Consider the following 18,166-nt stretch of genomic DNA (forward strand, 5'->3'; position numbering starts at 1 on the left):
CGTGACGAAATCCAAAACTTTTCTATTTGCTTGCCGCTTATAAATTACTTTACCCTATATCGCCCAAAAACATGTATGAGCCTTCGAAAAAATGGAAATACCAAATACTACAAATAGATTCTATGAACTCTACCAAGGGCATAGAGATAAGGTAAGGGTTACTTAATGACTCATACAACCGATGACACATATGTAGAAAAAAACGGGATTCGTCATGAAACCAATAAGTTGGGAGGTTCATAAGCATGTCAGCAGTTAGACAAGATGCATGGAGCACGGATGATGATCTGATCTTGGCGGAGGTGACTTTGCGTCATATCCGCGAGGGCAGTACACAATTGGCCGCTTTTGAAGAGGTAGGAGAAAAAATAGGGCGAACCTCGGCGGCATGCGGTTTTCGTTGGAACAGCTGCGTACGCAAAAAATACGAAACAGCGATTCATAATGCCAAGGCGCAAAGGCAAAAGCGAAACTACATGAAAAAACAGACCGCGGCAAGTCATATTGCGGCAATCGCCACGCTGGAAACGGATGATTCCGGATACCGAAGCGATACCATTACCGAAGAATCGATTTCGATCGATGCGGTTATTCGTTTTTTAAGACAATGGAAAACAACCTATCAGGAAACGCACCGTCAAATCAAGAGTCTCGAAAAAGAATTGCGCGAGAAGGAAGACGATATCTCCAGATTGCGCAGAGACAATGAACGTTTGAACCGTGAAGTGAGCGAAGTGCAAACCGATTACCGGGTCGTCAACGACGATTATAAAGCACTCATTCAAATTATGGATCGGGCACGAAAACTCGCATTCCTCGTAGAAGAGGAAGATGAGTCGAAGCCGCGGTTCAAGATGGATGCCAACGGGAATTTGGAACGAATTGAATAGCAGCCGCGTATTAAGATCCGGAAGTGACGAAGTCGCTTGCGGATCTTTTTCATTGAAGAGATAATGAGCTTAACTATGGAAGCGAATCTAACAGGCGGGGATAAAATGAAAATATGGGTCATTGGAGCCGGTTCGATGGGGCTGCTCTTTGCGGGCAAACTGGCGATATCCGGAGCGGACGTTGCCATTGTGACGCGATCGGCACAACAAGCCGATGAAATCGGACAAGCCGGTATCACCGTTATGGAGGCGTCGACAAACGAAGCCGGCCATACGGCATGCCAAGCATACGCAATGGAGCATTTGCCGTCAGCCGAGTTTGGCGATGGTCCGGAGTGGATCTTGTTAACGGTAAAGCAAAAGCATATTGACGCGAAGTTCGCGCAGCGGATAGCTGCGCTCATCGGGCGGAAGACGAAGATGGTGTGCTTTCAAAACGGTGTTGGCCATATGGAACGTCTCGCTGAATTTATTCCGGAGGAGCGTCTTTATGCGGCCATAACGACCGAAGCTGCGCTGAAGCAGTCCGGACATTCCGTGCTGCATACCGGGCACGGGACGACCTATATCGGAAATTCCGTCTCCATTCCGCAAAATAATGAAAAAATATTGAACAATCTGCTTATTTCGGCAGGATTCTCCGTATTTCTGTCGAACAACATCAACGATAGAGTTTATATGAAACTGGTCGTGAATGCGGTCATTAATCCGCTGACGGCGTTATGGCGAATCCGTAACGGGGAACTGCTCCTATCGGAACGCAGAATACATATGATGCGGCAATTGTTCGATGAAGCCGCGGGGGTTGTCGGGAAGCTGGGTTGTTCTCTGCCGGACGGAGCGTGGGAAGAAGTGCTGGGCGTCTGCCGCAGCACGGCGAACAATACGTCTTCGATGCTGCGCGACATTCAGGAAGGACGGGAGACGGAGATCGATTGGATTAACGGCAGCGTCATTTCATTGGCCGATCGGGTCGGGGTCCCTGTACCTGCGAATCGAACGGTATATGATCTAGTCAAAGGGATATTGCGATAAAGGCGGTGATGATGCAATGCTGGAATGGCTCGGACATTTGTATGCTGTATTGGCGGTTGTACCCTTTGTTCCTTTTATCATCGTATGGGCAATCGTTTATTATCGCCGCAAGGACAAGCGTCAAGCGACGCTTATGTCCATGGACGTCACGACGGCATTGCTGATTGCCGTTGTGGCCAGCATGTTCAATAATGTATTTTCGTCCAAGTTCGGATTTTACGGCATTTTATTGTTCTTTCTTATTGCGGGCGGACTAATGGGCAACTTGCAATACCGAGTTCGCGGCAAGCTGAATGTCGCCAAAATTTTCAGAAGCTTGTGGAGAATCAGTTTTTTTGCGATGAGTTTGCTATATGTCGTATTTTTATTTGTCGGGATCGGAAAAAATATTTTTACGATGTAGCGATTGCGAATAATTGGACCAAACGGTGAGAACCTACAAAGAAGTAGGTTCTTTTTTTTGCCTCCTATGGGGAATGTAACCAGCAGTGATGTTCAAAGGTGCTTTTTTATAAATAGAAGATAAGGATCGCGAATGTCAATATTTACATCTAGCAATTAATTGACCGGCGGTTTTATAATGGGAAACGCAGCTATAATAACGCTTTCTTGGCATGCGCGCTTTGATATGTTGCTGAATTTATGAAGCAAAGCTTCACAAAACTAAGCGTATGCTTACGAAGTAAGTTTTGTTGCGAAGTTCATTCGCAGCAGCCAAGCTCCACAAAACTAAGCGAGTGCTTTCGAAGCGAGTTTTGTTGCGTAGTTGATTCACGAAGTCTTGCTTCACAAAACTTTTAGGGGGAAACGAACAGATGAAAAAAAGTTTGACTGTCATGCTGTCCACACTGCTTGTCGCAGGCACTGTTCTAGCCGGCTGCGGCTCCAAAGCCGAGACGGGCGCAGGTGGAGAAACTGGCAAACCATCGGCTAAAGAGCAAGTATTCCGGATGAACTTAACATCCGAGCCGCCGACTTTGGATCCGGCTTTATCGCAGGATAACGTATCCAACACGGTCATCAACGGTCTGTTTGAAGGACTGACCCGCAAAGACGAAAAAGGCGCAACGATTCCCGGCATCGCCGAGAAATGGGAAGTTTCCGACGACCAAAAATCGTATACGTTCCACCTTCGCAAAGACGCGAAATGGAGCAACGGCGACCCTGTAACGGCTCACGATTTCGAATACGCATGGACCCGCGCATTGGATCCGAAGCTGAATCCTCCTGCGCCATACGCTTACCAGCTGTATTATTTGAAAAACGCACAAAACTATAACGTTGAAAAAGATAACCCTAATCATATTACAGACCCTTCGCAAGTCGGTGTCAAAGCGAAGGACGACTACACGCTGGAAGTCCAGCTTGAAGCGCCAACGCCGTACTTCTTGAGCCTGTTGTCGTTCCAAACGTTCTTCCCGGTTCATAAATCGGCGAAAGACAATGCCAACTGGGCCGGAGATGCAAGCACGTTCATTTCGAACGGACCGTTCAAGCTCAGCTCCTGGAAGCACAGCAACTCGATCGAATTGGTTCCTAACGAGAACTATTACGCCAAAAACGAAATTAAACTGACGAAAGTCAAGTTCGTGATGGTTAAAGATTCCTCGACCGAGCTCAATATGTACAACACAGGTCAATTGGATTACACAGGCAAGCCAACCGGCGAAATTCCGCTGGATCAATTGCCGAAGCTGAAACAAGAAAAACAAGGCGAGCTCAGCATTAAAGGGATCGCAAGCACGTACTACTATGTGTTCAACACGACGGCTGCGCCGTTCGACAACTTGAACATCCGCAAAGCGTTCGCGATGGCGATTGACCGCCAGAAGCTGGTCGACAAAGTTACGTTGTCCGGCGAACTGCCTGCACACGGTTTCGTGCCGCCGGGAATCATCGGCGTCAAAGACGAGTTCCGTACCGAGCATAAAGACGACTTCTTCGCCGACAACATCGACGAAGCGAAAAAACTGCTTGCAACAGGCCTGCAAGAAAAAGGATTAACGGCTTTGCCAGAAATTAAATTGACTTACAACACAAGCGACGGCAACAAAAAAATCGCTCAAGCAGTCGCCGACATGTGGAGCAAAAACCTGGGTGTAACGGTTAAGCTTGAAAACCAAGAATGGAAAGTGTTCCTGAAAAACCGTACAAGCCTGAACTACCAAATCGCTCGTTCCGGTTGGGGAGCGGACTATAACGATCCGATGACATTTATCGATCTGTGGACTTCGAAGAGCGGCAACAACGACTCCGGCTTCAAGAGCCCGGAATACGATACCCTTGTGAAAGAAGCATATAGCACCGCCGATCAGAACAAACGGGTTGAAGCGATGGCCAAAGCCGAGAAGATCCTGATGGACAATCAGGTCATCATGCCGCTGTACTATTACTCCAGCACGCAAATGGTGAAGCCGAACGTTAAAGGCTTGACGATCGATTATAAAGGTGACGTCGACTATACTCGCGCTTATATTGAGTAGTGAACGAACGATGAGTGATCGGGATATATGTGGAAATCCATATATATCCCGATTTCTTTTGAATGGAGACCATGAATCCACCTTGAATGGAAACATCTTAAAATGGACGTTGTCGGCTACGACAGTTTACAATTAATGTAGCATTAAGCGATATTTTGTATGGAGGTGCAGTAATGGCCCGGTATATTTCAAGCAAGTTTTTATATATGCTTGTCTCCATTTTCGTGTTGGCAACGGCTACCTTTTTTCTCATGAAAGCGATCCCAGGGGATCCTTTTTTATCCGAAAAAGCCGTTCCGCCTGAAATCCGCGCTCAGCTGATGGCTAGCTACGGATTGGACAAGCCGCTATTCACGCAATACGTCGTGTATTTGAAAAACTTGCTGCATTTGGATTTAGGCATGTCAATGAAAAGCCAGAATTTGACCGTTACGAGCATTATTAGCGATTCGTTTACTTATTCGCTGCAGTTAGGCGTCGTTTCGATCATCGTATCGGTTATCGTCGGGTTGTTTCTTGGCATGATCGCTGCGCTATACCATCGTCGCGCACTCGATAACATCGCGATGATACTTGCAGTACTCGGCGTATCGATTCCGAGCTTCGTGCTCGCATCGATGCTGCAATATTTTCTGGGCGTAAAGCTTGGGTGGTTCAACGTAGCGGGACTGGAAGAGCCGCTTGATTTTGTCATGCCGACGCTGGCTTTGTCCGCTTTGCCGATTGCCTTTATCGCACGGCTTACCCGCTCCAGCATGGTTGAAGTATTAACGTCCGACTATATCCGTACCGCCCGCTCCAAAGGCTTGCCTGGGCGTATCGTGATGATTCGGCATGCGCTGCGCAACGGCATATTGCCTGTCGTTACGTATTTGGGACCGCTCACGGCAAACGTCATTACCGGTTCGGTCGTAATCGAACAAGTATTCGGTATCGCCGGATTGGGCAAGTTTTTCGTCGAAAGCGTCGGAAATCGCGATTATACGCTGATCATGGGCATTACGTTATTTTATGGCGTTATTTTGATGGTTGCCCGGTTCGTCACCGACATTGCCTACATGTTCGTCGACCCGCGCATTAAGCTTTCAAAAGGCAAGGAGGGCTAACATTGGCAACGAACAATAGTTCAGCAGACAACAAACCGGCGCTGACCAAGGAAGATTTCGTCAAGCTCGATCAGCAAAGCAGGCAATCGGAAGCTATTCCCCGCGAAAGCTTGTCCGCCTGGCGGGACGCCTGGGAAAGACTCAAAACGAACAAGCTGGCGATGGCCGGACTTATCGTGATGATCCTTCTCATCATTATGGCAATTATCGGTCCGATGATCTCGCCGCACGATTATAAAACGAACAATCTGGATGCGACGAACATGCCGCCTTCGGCCGAGCATTGGTTCGGAACGGACGATCTGGGCCGCGACATGTTCGCAAGAACGTGGATGGGGGCGCAAATTTCGCTTACCGTCGGCGTTGTCGCCGCATTAATCGATTTGGTGATCGGCGTAATCTACGGTGGTATCATGGGCTTCTTCGGCGGCCGCTTGGATGAAACGATGAACAAATTCGCGGAAATTTTATATTCGATTCCTTACCTGCTTATTGTCATATTATTGCTCGTCGTGATGGAACCGAGCATGTGGACCATCATTGTCGCCTTGTCGGTGACCGGATGGATTAATATGTCGTGGATCGTACGCGGACAGATCATGCAGTTGAAAAATCAGGAGTACGTGCTCGCATCCCGTTCGATCGGCGCAGGCGCATGGCGTATTCTATTCCGCCATCTCATTCCGAACTCGATGGGGCCGATTATCGTCACGCTGACGCTGACCGTGCCAAGCGCGATTTTTGCGGAAGCATTCCTAAGCTTCCTTGGCCTTGGCGTACAATCGCCCGCAGCTTCCTGGGGCACGATGATTAACGACGCTTTGCAAGGCTGGACGATCTATCCTTGGAAAATGTTTTTCCCGGCTGTATTGATCAGCTTGACGATGCTTGCATTTAACGTATTCGGCGACGGGCTGCGCGACGCGCTCGATCCGAAGATGAAAAAATAGATAGGGATTGAGGTGAAACATCATGCAACAACCGTTATTGGAAGTACGCGACCTCAGCGTATCGTTTCACGTGCGGGGCGGCGAAGTGCAGGCCGTGCGCGGGGTGAACTTCCATGTCAACCGGGGCGAAGCGGTGGCGATCGTCGGCGAATCGGGCTGCGGCAAAAGCGTGACCGCGCAAACGATCATGCGGCTTATTCCGTCTCCGCCCAGCAAAATTAAAAACGGTTCGATCAACTTTCTCGGCCAGGATCTGCTGAAGAAAACCGAAAAAGAAATGGAAGGCATCCGGGGCAAAGACATCGGCATGATTTTCCAAGACCCGATGACCTCGCTGAATCCGACGATTACGATCGGACGGCAAATTACGGAAGGCCTCATCAAGCATCAAAAAATGAGCAAGCAGCAAGCATTCGATCGCGCCGTTGAAATGCTGAAGCTGGTCGGCATTCCGAATCCGGAAGCGCGGTTCAAGCAATATCCGCATGAATTTTCCGGCGGGATGCGGCAGCGGGCGATGATCGCGATCGCGCTGGCGTGCAATCCGGCGCTGTTAATCGCCGACGAGCCGACAACGGCGCTCGACGTGACGATTCAGGCGCAAATTTTGCGATTGATGAAGGATTTGCAGCAGAAGATGGGCACTTCGATCATTATGATCACGCATGATCTCGGCGTCGTGGCCGATATGTGCGACCGTGTCGTTGTGATGTACGCGGGTAAAGTGGTAGAAACAGGAACGAAATGGGAAATTTTCAAAAATCCGCAGCACCCATACACAAAAGGATTGCTTCGTTCGGTTCCGCGGCTGGACCAGAAAAAGGACGAGCCGCTCATCCCGATTTTGGGCTCGCCGCCGGATTTGATCAAACCGCCTGCAGGTTGCGGCTTCTGCAGCCGTTGCGATGAAGCTATGGGCGTATGCGCAACGCGGGATGCCGAGTTTACGCGCCTTAGCGACACGCATGTCGTTCGCTGCTGGACGCAGCATCCGCTGGCACAGGAGGTGGGCGTATGACGAAACCGTTAGTGTCGGTCAATCATTTGAAAAAGTTTTTTAACGTTGGCAAAGGCCAGACGCTTAAAGCCGTGAACGATCTGAACTTCTCCATCCGCAAAGGTGAAACGCTAGGCATGGTCGGCGAATCCGGCTGCGGCAAATCGACGGCGGGACGCACGATATTGCGCTTATACGAGCCGACGGACGGTGCCGTTGAGTTCGACGGAACGAACATTTACGGATTGAATAACGCAAAGATGAAGGCCGTGCGCCGCGACATGCAGATGATTTTCCAAGATCCGTATGCATCGCTGAATCCGAGAATGACGATTACCGATATCATCGGCGAACCGCTCGATATTCATCATTTGGTGGACAGCCGCGCCGCCCGCAAGAAGAAGGTCGAAGAGCTGCTCGACATGGTCGGGCTGAACCCGGATCATGCAACGCGTTATCCGCATGAGTTCTCCGGCGGCCAGCGGCAGCGGATCGGCATCGCCCGGGCGCTTGCGGTGAATCCGAAGTTCATTATTTGCGACGAGCCGATTTCCGCGCTCGACGTTTCGATTCAAGCGCAGGTCGTCAACTTGCTGCAAGATTTGCAGCGCAGCATGGGCCTCACTTATCTGTTCATCGCTCATGACTTGTCGATGGTGAAGCATATCAGCGATCGCGTAGCGGTGATGTATTTGGGCAAAATGGTGGAGCTGGCCGACGCCGGCGAGCTGTACGCCAATCCGAAGCATCCTTACACGCAAGCGCTGCTGTCCGCGATCCCGATTCCCGATCCGGAGATCGAGGCGACACGCGAACGCATCGTGCTCAAAGGCGATTTGCCCAGCCCGGTTAATCCGCCGAGCGGCTGCCCTTTCCGCACGCGTTGTCCGCATGCGACCGAGTTGTGCGCCAAATCGGAGCCGGCGTTCGCCGAAGTGAAGCCGGGCCATTGGACAGCTTGCCATTACGCATAAATCGTAATCGCGACATCGTTTTATTTTTAGGAGAACCTTGACGGTTCTCTTTTTTTTGTGCTGATCCGAAAAATTAACCATTGGAAAAATAAATTCTCTTACCATTACATATTTTTAATAATATAGATGAAAGGAGTGACATGAATTGATTCCAGTGATGTATTTACGATTACGGGCTTTCCATTCAACAAAACCGACTGCATTATGTAACGCATTATGCACGACGATTTTATGTTATGGGAGGGTATTCGTATGAGAACAAAAAGTATGTATGTTGTATTGTCGGTTGTACTCGTCATCGGAGCTCTGCTCGCCGGCTGCGGAACAAAAAGCGGCAAGGGCGGAGAGCAAGTGTTTCGGATGAATTTGCATTCCGAGCCGCCTACGCTCGATCCCGGGCAATCGCAGGACAACATCTCGTCTACCGTTCTGACTGCATTGTACGAAGGGCTCGTTCAGCTTGATGCGGATAATAAAGTCCAACCCGGCATGGCCGAAAAATGGGATATTTCCGACGACAAAACCAAGTATACGTTCCATCTCCGGAAAGACGTCAAATGGAGCAACGGCGATCCCGTCACCGCGCACGACTTCGAATTTGCCTGGAAACGGGTGCTCGATCCGAAAGCGGAGCCGGCCCCGCCATATGCTTATCAGTTATACTACTTGAAAAATGCGCAAAACTATAACGTCATCGAAGACAACCCGAACCACATTTCCGACCCGAACCAGGTTGGCGTCAAAGCGACTGACGATTATACGCTCGAAGTTACGCTCGAATCGCCGACTCCTTACTTCTTAGGCTTAACCTCGTTTATGACTTACTACCCCATACATGCCAAAACGGTGCAATCCAATCCAGCCTGGGCTTCCGAAGCCCAATCCATCATCACGAACGGCCCTTTCAAAATCAGCCAATGGAAACATAACGATTCGATCGAGCTTGTGCCGAACGAAAACTATTACGACAAAGGCAACATCCACTTAACCAAAGTAAATCTAACGATGGTGAACAACGCTTCCACGGAGCTCAGCATGTACGAGACGAATCAACTCGACTATACCGGCAAGCCGACCGGAGAAATTCCGGCGGATCAGCTTCCGAAGCTCAAGGAATCGAAAAAAGACGAAATGGAGATTAAAGGCATCGCGAGCACTTATTACTACGTGTTCAATACGACCGCGGCGCCATTCGATAACGTAAAAATCCGCAAGGCGTTCGCCATGGCGATCGACCGCCAGGAAATCGTGGATAAGGTAACGCTTGCCGGGGAATTACCGGCTTACGGATTCGTGTCGCCGGGCATTTCCGGCGCGGAAAAAGAATACAGGCAGGAGTACAAGGACGATTTCTTCAAAGAAGATATCGAAGAAGCGAAAAAATTGCTGGCCGAAGGGATGCAGGAAAAAGGCTACGCCAAGCTTCCGGAAATTACGCTGATTCATAACGAAGGCGCGGGGCACAAAAAGGTGGCCGAAGCGATCGCGGACATGTGGAACAAAAAGCTCGGCGTTTCGGTCAAGACGGAAGTTCAGGAATGGGGCGTATTCCTGAAAAACCGGACGAATTTAAACTATCAAATTGCGCGCGCCGGCTGGGGTGCGGATTATAACGATCCGATGACGTATATGGACTTATGGACTTCGACAAGCGGCAATAACGATTCCGGCTGGAAAAACAAGGAGTATGACGGTCTGGTCAAGGAAGCGACGACGTCGTTCGATCAGAAGAAACGGATGGAGTCGATGTCGAAGGCGGAGAAGCTGCTGATGGACGACATGGTCATTTTGCCGATCTACTATTATTCCAACGTCCGTTTGCTCAAACCCGGGTTCAAAGATATATTTATCGACTACAAAGGCGACATCAACTTTAACCGCGGTTATATCGAATAAGTAACAAAAACCGGCCAGCCGGGGCATATGCCGACATGACCGTGTATGTCCCGGCTTTCTTAAAGGTATACGGGGTCCCCGAGCAACGCTTTCGATGCAAGTTTGCTTCGCAAACTTTTTAAGTACCTGAATCAGCTTCGAAGTCAAGCCCCACTTTGTGGGGTTATCTGGAGGTGAATTCGCCTTGATCCGGTATATTTCATGGAAGTTCGTCTATTTGCTCATTTCGATGTTTGTTCTTGCCTCGGCCACTTTTTTTCTGATGAAAGCGATTCCGGGAGACCCGTTTATGTCCGAGAAAGCCGTACCGCCGGAAATTAAAGCGAAGCTGCTGGCCCATTACGGCTTGGATCAACCCGTAATCGTGCAGTATGGCAATTATTTGAAAAATTTGCTCCAATTCGATTTCGGCATGTCGATGAAACGGCAGCATTTAACGGTCGTCGGCATTATCGGCACTTCGTTCGTCTATTCGCTTCAGCTCGGCATCGTTTCTTTGGTCGTTTCCGTCATACTTGGACTTGCACTAGGAATGATCGCCGCGCTGCACCACCGCAAGTTTTTCGATGACGCGGCGATGGTGCTCGCCGTTCTAGGCGTATCGATCCCGAACTTTGTGCTCGCTTCGATGCTGCAGTACGTGCTCGGCGTCAAGCTAGGCATGTTTCATGTTGCAGGGTTAAACAGTCCTTTTGATTTCGTTATGCCGACCATTGCGTTGTCCGCGCTGCCGATTGCCTTTATTGCCCGTTTGACCCGCTCGAGCATGCTCGAGGTGCTGAATGCCGACTATATCAAAACAGCCAAATCCAAAGGGTTGCCCGGCACAATTATTATGATGCGCCATGCGCTGCGCAACGGCATTTTGCCTGTCGTCACATATCTTGGGCCGCTGACAGCCAGCGTTATTACCGGTTCGGTCGTCGTCGAGCAAATATTCGGCATACCTGGGCTTGGCAAATATTTCGTGGAAAGCGTAAGCAATCGCGATTACACGCTCATTATGGGCATTACGTTGTTTTATGGCATCATTCTGATGGCTACCCGTTTTTTGACGGATGTCGCCTACGGTTTTATCGACCCGCGCATTAAATTGAGCGCCGGCAAAGGAGGGACGTGACCGATGGGAATGCAGGAGGAACATGTCCGTCTCAAGCCGGCGCGGCTTACGCCCGGCGACTTTGCGAAGCTGGGCCGCGAGCGCAAGCAGCCGGATGTTCTGAAGCGGGAAAGCGTATCGGCTTGGAAGGATTCGTGGCAAAGGCTGCGGCGCAACGGTTTTGCAATGGCGAGTCTCGTCGTCTTATGTCTGCTCGTTGTGATGGCCGTAGTAGGGCCGCTTATATCGCCGCATGATTTTAAGACGAACCACCTCGATGCGACGAATCAGTCTCCTTCCGCCGATTATTGGTTCGGCACCGACGATCTGGGCCGCGATATGTTCGCCCGCACCTGGACGGGGGCGCAAATTTCGCTCATCGTCGGCGTATCGGCCGCTCTCGTCGATTTGCTGATCGGAGTTGTCATCGGCGGCATCATGGGGTATTTCGGCGGTTGGGTCGATAAGGCGCTGAATAAATTTTGCGAGATTTTGTATGCGATTCCTTATTTGCTGGTCGTTATTTTGCTTCTTGTCGTCATGGAACCGAGCATTTGGACGATTATCGTGGCCTTGTCCGTCACGGGATGGATCAACATGGCCTGGATCGTGCGCGGGCAAATGATGCAATTGAAAAATCAAGAGTTTGTTCTCGCCTCACGCTCGATTGGCGCAAGTGCCTGGCGCATTTTGTTCCGACATCTGATCCCGAATTCGATGGGACCGATCATCGTGACGCTGACGCTTACCGTTCCTTCGGCGATTTTTTCGGAAGCTTTTTTAAGCTTTCTCGGCCTTGGCGTCCAATCGCCCGCAGCCTCGTGGGGAACGATGATCGACGACGCGTTGGCCGGCTGGATGCTGTATCCGTGGAGGATGTTTTTCCCCGCCTTCCTGATCAGCATTACAATGCTCGCGTTTAACATTTTCGGCGACGGCCTACGGGATGCGCTCGATCCGAAAATGAAAAAGTAATCGCTCACAAAACGAGGTGAGAACATGAGACCGATATTGGAAGTCCAAGATTTGCGCGTGTCTTTTCACGTCCGCGGCGGGGAAGTGCAGGCGGTGCGCGGCATCGACTTCTCCGTGAACAAAGGGGAAGCGGTGGCGATCGTCGGCGAGTCGGGGTGCGGGAAAAGCGTGACCGCCCAGACGGTCATGAGGCTTGTTCCGTCGCCGCCCGGCGTCGTCAAGAGCGGTTCGGTTCGTTTTATGGGCGAAGATTTGCTGCGGAAGACGGAAAAGGAAATGGAGCATATCCGCGGCAAAGAGATCGGAATGATCTTTCAAGACCCGATGACGTCGCTCAACCCAACGCTTACGATCGGACGGCAAATTACCGAAGGACTGGTCAAGCATCAGAAGCTCGGCAAGGCGGAGGCGTACAGGAATGGCGTCGAAATGCTGCAGCTTGTCGGCATACCGAACGCCGAAGCGCGGTTTCGACAGTATCCGCATGAGTTTTCCGGCGGCATGCGGCAGCGGGCAATGATCGCGATTGCGCTTGCCTGCAACCCGGCGCTGCTTATTGCCGACGAACCGACGACGGCGCTCGACGTCACGATTCAGGCGCAAATTTTGCGGCTGATGAAAGATTTGCAAACGCGTTTTGGCACGTCGATTATTCTGATCACACACGACCTTGGCGTCGTGGCGGGCATGTGCGATCGCGTCATCGTCATGTACGCCGGGAAAGTGGTGGAAGCGGGAACGAAATGGGACATTTTCAAAAACCCACAGCATCCGTATACGAAAGGGCTGCTTCGTTCGATTCCGCGCCTGGATCAAAGAAAGGACGAGCCGCTTATTCCGATTCTCGGCACGCCGCCCGATTTGATCAAACCGCCCGAAGGCTGCAGTTTTTGCAGCCGCTGCGAGGAAGCGATGGCCGTATGCGGCGTTCGCGACGCGGAAGCAACGATGCTGTCCTCAACGCACCAAGTGAAATGTTGGACGCAGCATCCGATGGCCAGGGAGGTGAGCGTATGACGGAACCGCTTGTCATTGTCGATCATTTGAAAAAGTACTTCAATGCAGGGAAAGGGAAAACGCTGAAAGCGGTCAACGACCTGAGCTTTACGATCCGTAAAGGGGAGACGCTTGGCATGGTCGGCGAATCGGGTTGCGGCAAATCGACAGCCGGACGCACGATGCTGCGGCTGTATGAGCCGACGGACGGCCAGGTACGGTTTAACGGGACGAACATCTATTCGTTGTCCGGGCAGAAGATGAAGGCGCTGCGGCGGGAGATGCAGATGATTTTCCAGGACCCGTACACTTCGCTGAATCCGCGGATGACGATCGCCGACATTATCGGCGAGGCGATCGATATTCACAAGCTGACGGACAGCCGCGGCGCTCGCAAGAAGAAGGTGGAGGAGCTGCTCGATCGGGTCGGGTTGAATCCGGACCACGCAACGCGTTACCCGCACGAGTTTTCCGGCGGCCAGCGGCAGCGGATCGGCATCGCCCGTGCGCTTGCGGTTGATCCGCAGTTCATCGTATGCGACGAGCCGATCTCGGCGCTCGACGTTTCGATCCAGGCGCAGGTCGTCAACCTGATGCGGGACTTGCAGCGCCGGCTCGGGCTGACGTATTTGTTCATCGCCCACGACTTGTCGATGGTGAAGCATATCAGCGACCGCGTGGCGGTGATGTACCTCGGCAAAATGGTGGAGCTTGCAGGCAGCGAGGAATTATACGCGAGTCCGCAGCATCCGTATACGCAAGCGTTGCTGTCCGCCATACCGATCCCCGATCCGGAGGTGGAGTCGCTGCGCGAGCGGATCGTGTTGTCCGGCGAATTGCCGAGCCCGATCGATCCGCCAAGCGGCTGCCATTTCCGCACGCGCTGCCCGCATGCGACCGAGCGGTGCGCCGCAGAGGAGCCGGCGTTCGCCGAAGTGAAGCCGGGCCATTGGGCCGCTTGTCATTACGCATAAGTGCTTTTATAAGCAAAGTAAATGAAGACAACCTGCGTTTTCCTTTAGGGAGGAATTCGCAGGTTGTTTTTTGTCGTGATGAGGACGGACGGCGCTAGTTGTTTTGGTTGCATCAGAAATAGATGTCCTGATTTCGTCTTTAAATAGCTTCTGCTCTCGCATTAAAGAAAAAAGTTTCTGAAATTCAGAATCTTTTTTCTTAATTTCTAAGGCAAAGAAAGGGATTTCGCGGAATTCAGAAATCATTTTCTGTTTTTAGCCAAAAATTTCTTTATTTCAGAAAAAATTTTCTGAATTTTTAAATGAATGAGAGCATTTATAAGGTTTTCAGAAAGAATCTGCTGAATTTCAGCCAAAAATTTCTGAATGTCTATTCAAGAGCTTGCGTCGATGCCTTTTCACGGGTTGCAATGCAAGCAATCGCAAAGATCATGGTTCGGAGCGTTTCATCGGGAAGTATAGATCGCAACACGTTCGTGTACCTGTTTCGTTTAACCGTTCACCGTACAACTCGAAGCGGATGCCGTCTTGATCCATATCAAAAGGGGCATCGCAAATTTCCGTAAATATGTTATCCTGGTCCTCCAGGAGGCCGTTGTATGTAAACACGGCATATTGGCCTGCCGGCACCGTAATTTGTGAAGCCCCCTCGGGAATGGAGTACAAATCGTCAGCCTTGACGCATAGGAAAGGACAAGCTTCGATGCCATGATAAACGAAATATTTTGCAGCGTCCTCCTTCTTTAAAGCACCGTCAATGGCGGCCGACAACTTATCCCACGCATCCAGCAGATAGCGTACTTTCTTATCGAAGCCCGGAAACGGTTCATCCGGCTGGATGCCGATTAATGTCATCTCTTGTATGCTAACGATTGTAAACGACGTCGTATTCCGGGGTTCGGCCGATTGTTCCGCTGCTGTTTGATTCCCCATAATCACTTGAAAAGCTTTCGTCACGCTGTTCGGCTGGTAGCCTTCGGTATTTTTCCGCGCATGCTGGCTCATCTCGAATATCACTTCCCCAATGTATTAATAATCGCAGTATTCACGATCCTGATTGACCCAAATATAGTGGCCATCCGGTATAAATAGCTTGAGATAACCGCCACACGCGGTAAACTCCATCTCTTCGATGACGGTTGCATGTCCGACCAATGTATCTCTTAAGGCTTGGATGCTCTTGGAGTGCAATTCAAGCGCATGTTTGGGCCGGCCGTCAAGTATCCAATGCATCGGCTGATAGGCACCTTCAGGTACTTGCAGCAATATTACGAACGGTTGGTTGTCGCCGCCGTCCCGGATACGGAGGAATCGTTCACCCGTTACCGCATCGCTGAGAGCTGCAGGTTCGAAGCCAAAAGCATCGATGAAATATTCCGATGTTTTATCCGCGTTGACGGTTTGTAGCTGCACATGTCGAAAGCCTGTTATATTGGACTGGAACTGCTCATTGATGAGATGATCCGTTCGTTCATAAACGCCGATTAAATGGCCTTCCGAATCGAGAAAAGACATATAGCCGTTGTTTGGCTCGGACACGATTTGTGCGCCTGCTTCAAGCAACCGTGTATGCAGCTCTTTGATGGATTTGACATAAACGCTCACGTATTCACGGGGTACCCCGTTTACATTCGCGTGCAGATGACGGAATTCCGATGCCGGAGTCGCGAGCAAATGAAGACCGGGACCGATTCTCGGTGAGGTACTGATAAAACTGTTACCCTCGATTGGCCGATCGGGATACTCGAATTCAAGTCCCAAGACATGAACGTAAAAATGAACCATTCGTTTCAAGTCCGATGCGGGCAATTGAATCAATGTCATGCAATCGATTTCGGGCGCTCGCCTGCCTGATGGATTCGCTTCATTTCGGGAGCTCCCTGCTTCCTGCATAATGGCATGATGTCCGGCGATGACCTGAAATGCACGCGTAACGTGATTCGGCCGGTAATTATGCTCCTGATCTTTTTTGGCGGCTTGATCCATGCTAAACGCTCCTCACTTGATAGGGACATAGATTTTGACGATGGAATCGAGCGCGATGTCGGTTCCTTCGAAGGTGTGGTACTCGGCGAACCACTGCCTGTCCTCGTCCAATTGAAAACGGTTGGCATGAGCCGCGATCCATCGGTGGATGTTGTCGAGCATGCCGGTCAACAGGCCGTACGTTTTCGAAACGACGGAGGCGTAGAGGCCGCCGCTTATTATTTTTTGTGTGAATATGGCGTCCTTCCTGGCAGGCAAGTCCCTCTCCGGCAATGCCGTTTTCCCACCAATAATGCTCGTCGTCATCACTACCATAAAGAAACGACAAGTAATAGTGATGATGGCGGCCTAACGGAAACCCGCAATATCGGTTATACCACGCAATTAATTCGCGCTCCGCATACGTTTGGGCTTTAGCTCCATGCCCTCGGCTGAAAAGAGCGGTTACCGGCTGCCTTTGGACGATTTCAATTTGTTCGGGGCGCAGTTTTCGTTCGACAGGCAAATAGAGGTGCATGCGCGCAATATGTTCGTGATAAGCGATAAATTCTTCTACATACTGGTGTTTTCCTCGATCGAACGTGCTTTTTGGCAGCCATTCCGCGAGCAACCGGTCCCAAGCGGCGACGATCGCGTCATGGCGGGAAGCGGGTGTTTTCAGGACGGCATACAATCCACCGGGAAACTGATCTTCTACGAATAGGTCATCATCGCCGATTCGATCATCGCCGGAGAGAAGCATGCGGTATCCGTGCCGGGCAATGCCATTAACGTCAGGCAGATCGACATTATGGCCGAGGAACCGAATTTTCGACCCAGTATGTTTGAGCGCACGAATGCGCTCGTACACTCTCCGAAAGGCGGAATGCTCGATGCCTTCCGCTTGAGAAGCGATATGCAGATAAGCGAATACTTTCATCGGCTGCATGCGGATGACTTTGACATCCGGATAAGCTTCCGATTGCTCCCGCTGCTCCGCATACGCAACCTTTTCCTCCAATCGAATCGGCTCGAAGCTGAAGAACTGCTCCGCCTTGCGATAGGCGGCTGGCGTTATGCCAACAATTCGTTTGAACACTTTGGCGAACGATTGGTACGATTCAAAGCCGTTCTCCCAAGCAATCTCGGCAATCGGACGATTCGAATACCGCAATTCGTTCGCTGCCTCGCTTATTTTGCGTTTGCGAATGTACTCCTTTACCGGATGGCCGGTTAAGGCATAGAACATCCGGTACAGCTGCGCTTGGGACAGGTGCGCTTTGCTTGCGATGCAGCTTAGCTCGACCTCCTCCTGTAGATGAATTTCGATAAAATCAATCGCGTGTTGTATGGACTCCGAATCATTCTTGTTCATCGTATGTACCGCCGCTTTTTTGTGGTATTTGTTCCCATTATAACAATTTGAGCAGTTATGGATATGTCCGAATTTATCTAAAATCAAGACGCAATGTTGTTCAAAAAGAAAAGAGGTCACCAGCAGGGCGACCGCTTCTCCATTCAGATGGAATTGAAAAGTATAACAAATAACAATGAATGGCGTTCTTATCGAACGCTTGCAGTCAAACGTACCATCAGCTCCGCCGTTACCAGTGGGTGAGAGATCGGGAATTGATGTCCGTACGGTAGGCGAGTCACACGATCAAGACGACCGAATGCCTCCGGCAGCGAATACGCGAGATCGCTCTCGCCCCAGAGGATCGCGACGCGGTCGCCGTAGCGCGACAGCTCATCCGCCGCAAGCGTCAGCGGCTGACGATGCAGCGCGCGCAGCATCTCCGCGTTCGCGGCGGCGATGCGCGGCGACG

Annotated in this window: 16 protein-coding genes and 1 pseudogene; 13 read left to right on the forward strand and 4 right to left on the reverse strand. The window is 50.8% G+C overall.

What is annotated here, in order from left to right; all coding sequences use genetic code 11:
* Positions 1–245 precede the first annotated feature (245 nt).
* The 13 genes from AC0LWM_RS15840 (at position 246) to AC0LWM_RS15900 (ending at position 14,375) form a co-directional block, all read left to right on the forward strand.
* On the forward strand, positions 246–890 hold the full coding sequence (locus AC0LWM_RS15840) for an RsfA family transcriptional regulator (RefSeq protein ID WP_474675922.1): 645 nt from the start codon (positions 246–248) through the stop codon (positions 888–890).
* A gap of 105 nt (positions 891–995) precedes the next feature.
* On the forward strand, positions 996–1,925 hold the full coding sequence (locus AC0LWM_RS15845) for a ketopantoate reductase family protein (RefSeq protein WP_474675923.1): 930 nt from the start codon (positions 996–998) through the stop codon (positions 1,923–1,925).
* A 16-nt stretch (positions 1,926–1,941) separates the two neighbouring features.
* The gene (locus AC0LWM_RS15850) at positions 1,942–2,328 is read left to right on the forward strand and encodes a DUF3397 domain-containing protein (RefSeq protein ID WP_474675924.1); all 387 of its coding nucleotides are present in this window, start codon (positions 1,942–1,944) and stop codon (positions 2,326–2,328) included.
* Between the two features lie 412 nt (positions 2,329–2,740).
* Positions 2,741–4,408: a peptide ABC transporter substrate-binding protein gene (locus AC0LWM_RS15855; protein WP_474675925.1), complete on the forward strand. Its 1,668-nt coding sequence runs from the start codon at positions 2,741–2,743 to the stop codon at positions 4,406–4,408.
* A 173-nt stretch (positions 4,409–4,581) separates the two neighbouring features.
* Positions 4,582–5,514 carry an ABC transporter permease gene (locus tag AC0LWM_RS15860; RefSeq protein WP_474675926.1) on the forward strand — a complete coding sequence of 311 codons (933 nt, stop codon included), beginning with the start codon at positions 4,582–4,584 and terminating at the stop codon, positions 5,512–5,514.
* Positions 5,515–5,516: 2 nt separating this feature from the next.
* Positions 5,517–6,464, forward strand: coding sequence for an ABC transporter permease (locus AC0LWM_RS15865; protein WP_474675927.1), 948 nt, complete (start codon positions 5,517–5,519; stop codon positions 6,462–6,464).
* A gap of 22 nt (positions 6,465–6,486) precedes the next feature.
* Positions 6,487–7,482 (forward strand): ABC transporter ATP-binding protein, encoded by a 996-nt coding sequence (locus AC0LWM_RS15870; RefSeq protein ID WP_474675928.1) that lies wholly within the window; start codon positions 6,487–6,489, stop codon positions 7,480–7,482.
* Positions 7,479–8,435, forward strand: coding sequence for an ABC transporter ATP-binding protein (locus AC0LWM_RS15875; protein ID WP_474675929.1), 957 nt, complete (start codon positions 7,479–7,481; stop codon positions 8,433–8,435). The genes AC0LWM_RS15870 and AC0LWM_RS15875 overlap by 4 nt, the downstream gene beginning before the upstream one ends.
* 252 nt (positions 8,436–8,687) lie before the next feature.
* Complete coding sequence (locus AC0LWM_RS15880) at positions 8,688–10,331, forward strand: peptide ABC transporter substrate-binding protein (protein WP_474675930.1); 1,644 nt, start codon at positions 8,688–8,690, stop codon at positions 10,329–10,331.
* A gap of 184 nt (positions 10,332–10,515) precedes the next feature.
* The gene (locus AC0LWM_RS15885; RefSeq protein ID WP_474675931.1) at positions 10,516–11,451 is read left to right on the forward strand and encodes an ABC transporter permease; all 936 of its coding nucleotides are present in this window, start codon (positions 10,516–10,518) and stop codon (positions 11,449–11,451) included.
* A gap of 3 nt (positions 11,452–11,454) precedes the next feature.
* The gene (locus tag AC0LWM_RS15890; protein ID WP_474675932.1) at positions 11,455–12,405 is read left to right on the forward strand and encodes an ABC transporter permease; all 951 of its coding nucleotides are present in this window, start codon (positions 11,455–11,457) and stop codon (positions 12,403–12,405) included.
* 24 nt (positions 12,406–12,429) lie between these two features.
* On the forward strand, positions 12,430–13,422 hold the full coding sequence (locus AC0LWM_RS15895) for an ABC transporter ATP-binding protein (protein WP_474675933.1): 993 nt from the start codon (positions 12,430–12,432) through the stop codon (positions 13,420–13,422).
* Positions 13,419–14,375: an ABC transporter ATP-binding protein gene (locus tag AC0LWM_RS15900; protein WP_474675934.1), complete on the forward strand. Its 957-nt coding sequence runs from the start codon at positions 13,419–13,421 to the stop codon at positions 14,373–14,375. Before AC0LWM_RS15895 ends, AC0LWM_RS15900 begins: the two co-directional genes overlap by 4 nt.
* Before the next feature lie 429 nt (positions 14,376–14,804).
* Here the strand turns inward: AC0LWM_RS15900 and AC0LWM_RS15905 are convergent, their stop codons facing one another.
* The 4 genes and pseudogenes from AC0LWM_RS15905 to AC0LWM_RS15920 form a co-directional block, all read right to left on the reverse strand.
* Positions 14,805–15,380: a GyrI-like domain-containing protein gene (locus tag AC0LWM_RS15905; RefSeq protein ID WP_474675935.1), complete on the reverse strand. Its 576-nt coding sequence runs from the start codon at positions 15,378–15,380 to the stop codon at positions 14,805–14,807.
* Positions 15,381–15,404: 24 nt separating this feature from the next.
* A complete protein-coding gene (locus tag AC0LWM_RS15910; RefSeq protein WP_474675936.1) occupies positions 15,405–16,361 on the reverse strand; it encodes a VOC family protein in 957 nt (318 codons plus the stop codon).
* Position 16,362: 1 nt separating this feature from the next.
* Complete coding sequence (locus AC0LWM_RS15915) at positions 16,363–17,715, reverse strand: helix-turn-helix domain-containing protein (RefSeq protein WP_474675937.1); 1,353 nt, start codon at positions 17,713–17,715, stop codon at positions 16,363–16,365.
* Between the two features lie 188 nt (positions 17,716–17,903).
* A pseudogene (locus tag AC0LWM_RS15920) lies at positions 17,904–18,166 on the reverse strand (alpha/beta fold hydrolase); the annotation flags it as partial.

The sequence above is a fragment of the Paenibacillus sp. sgz302148 genome (assembly GCF_056120465.1).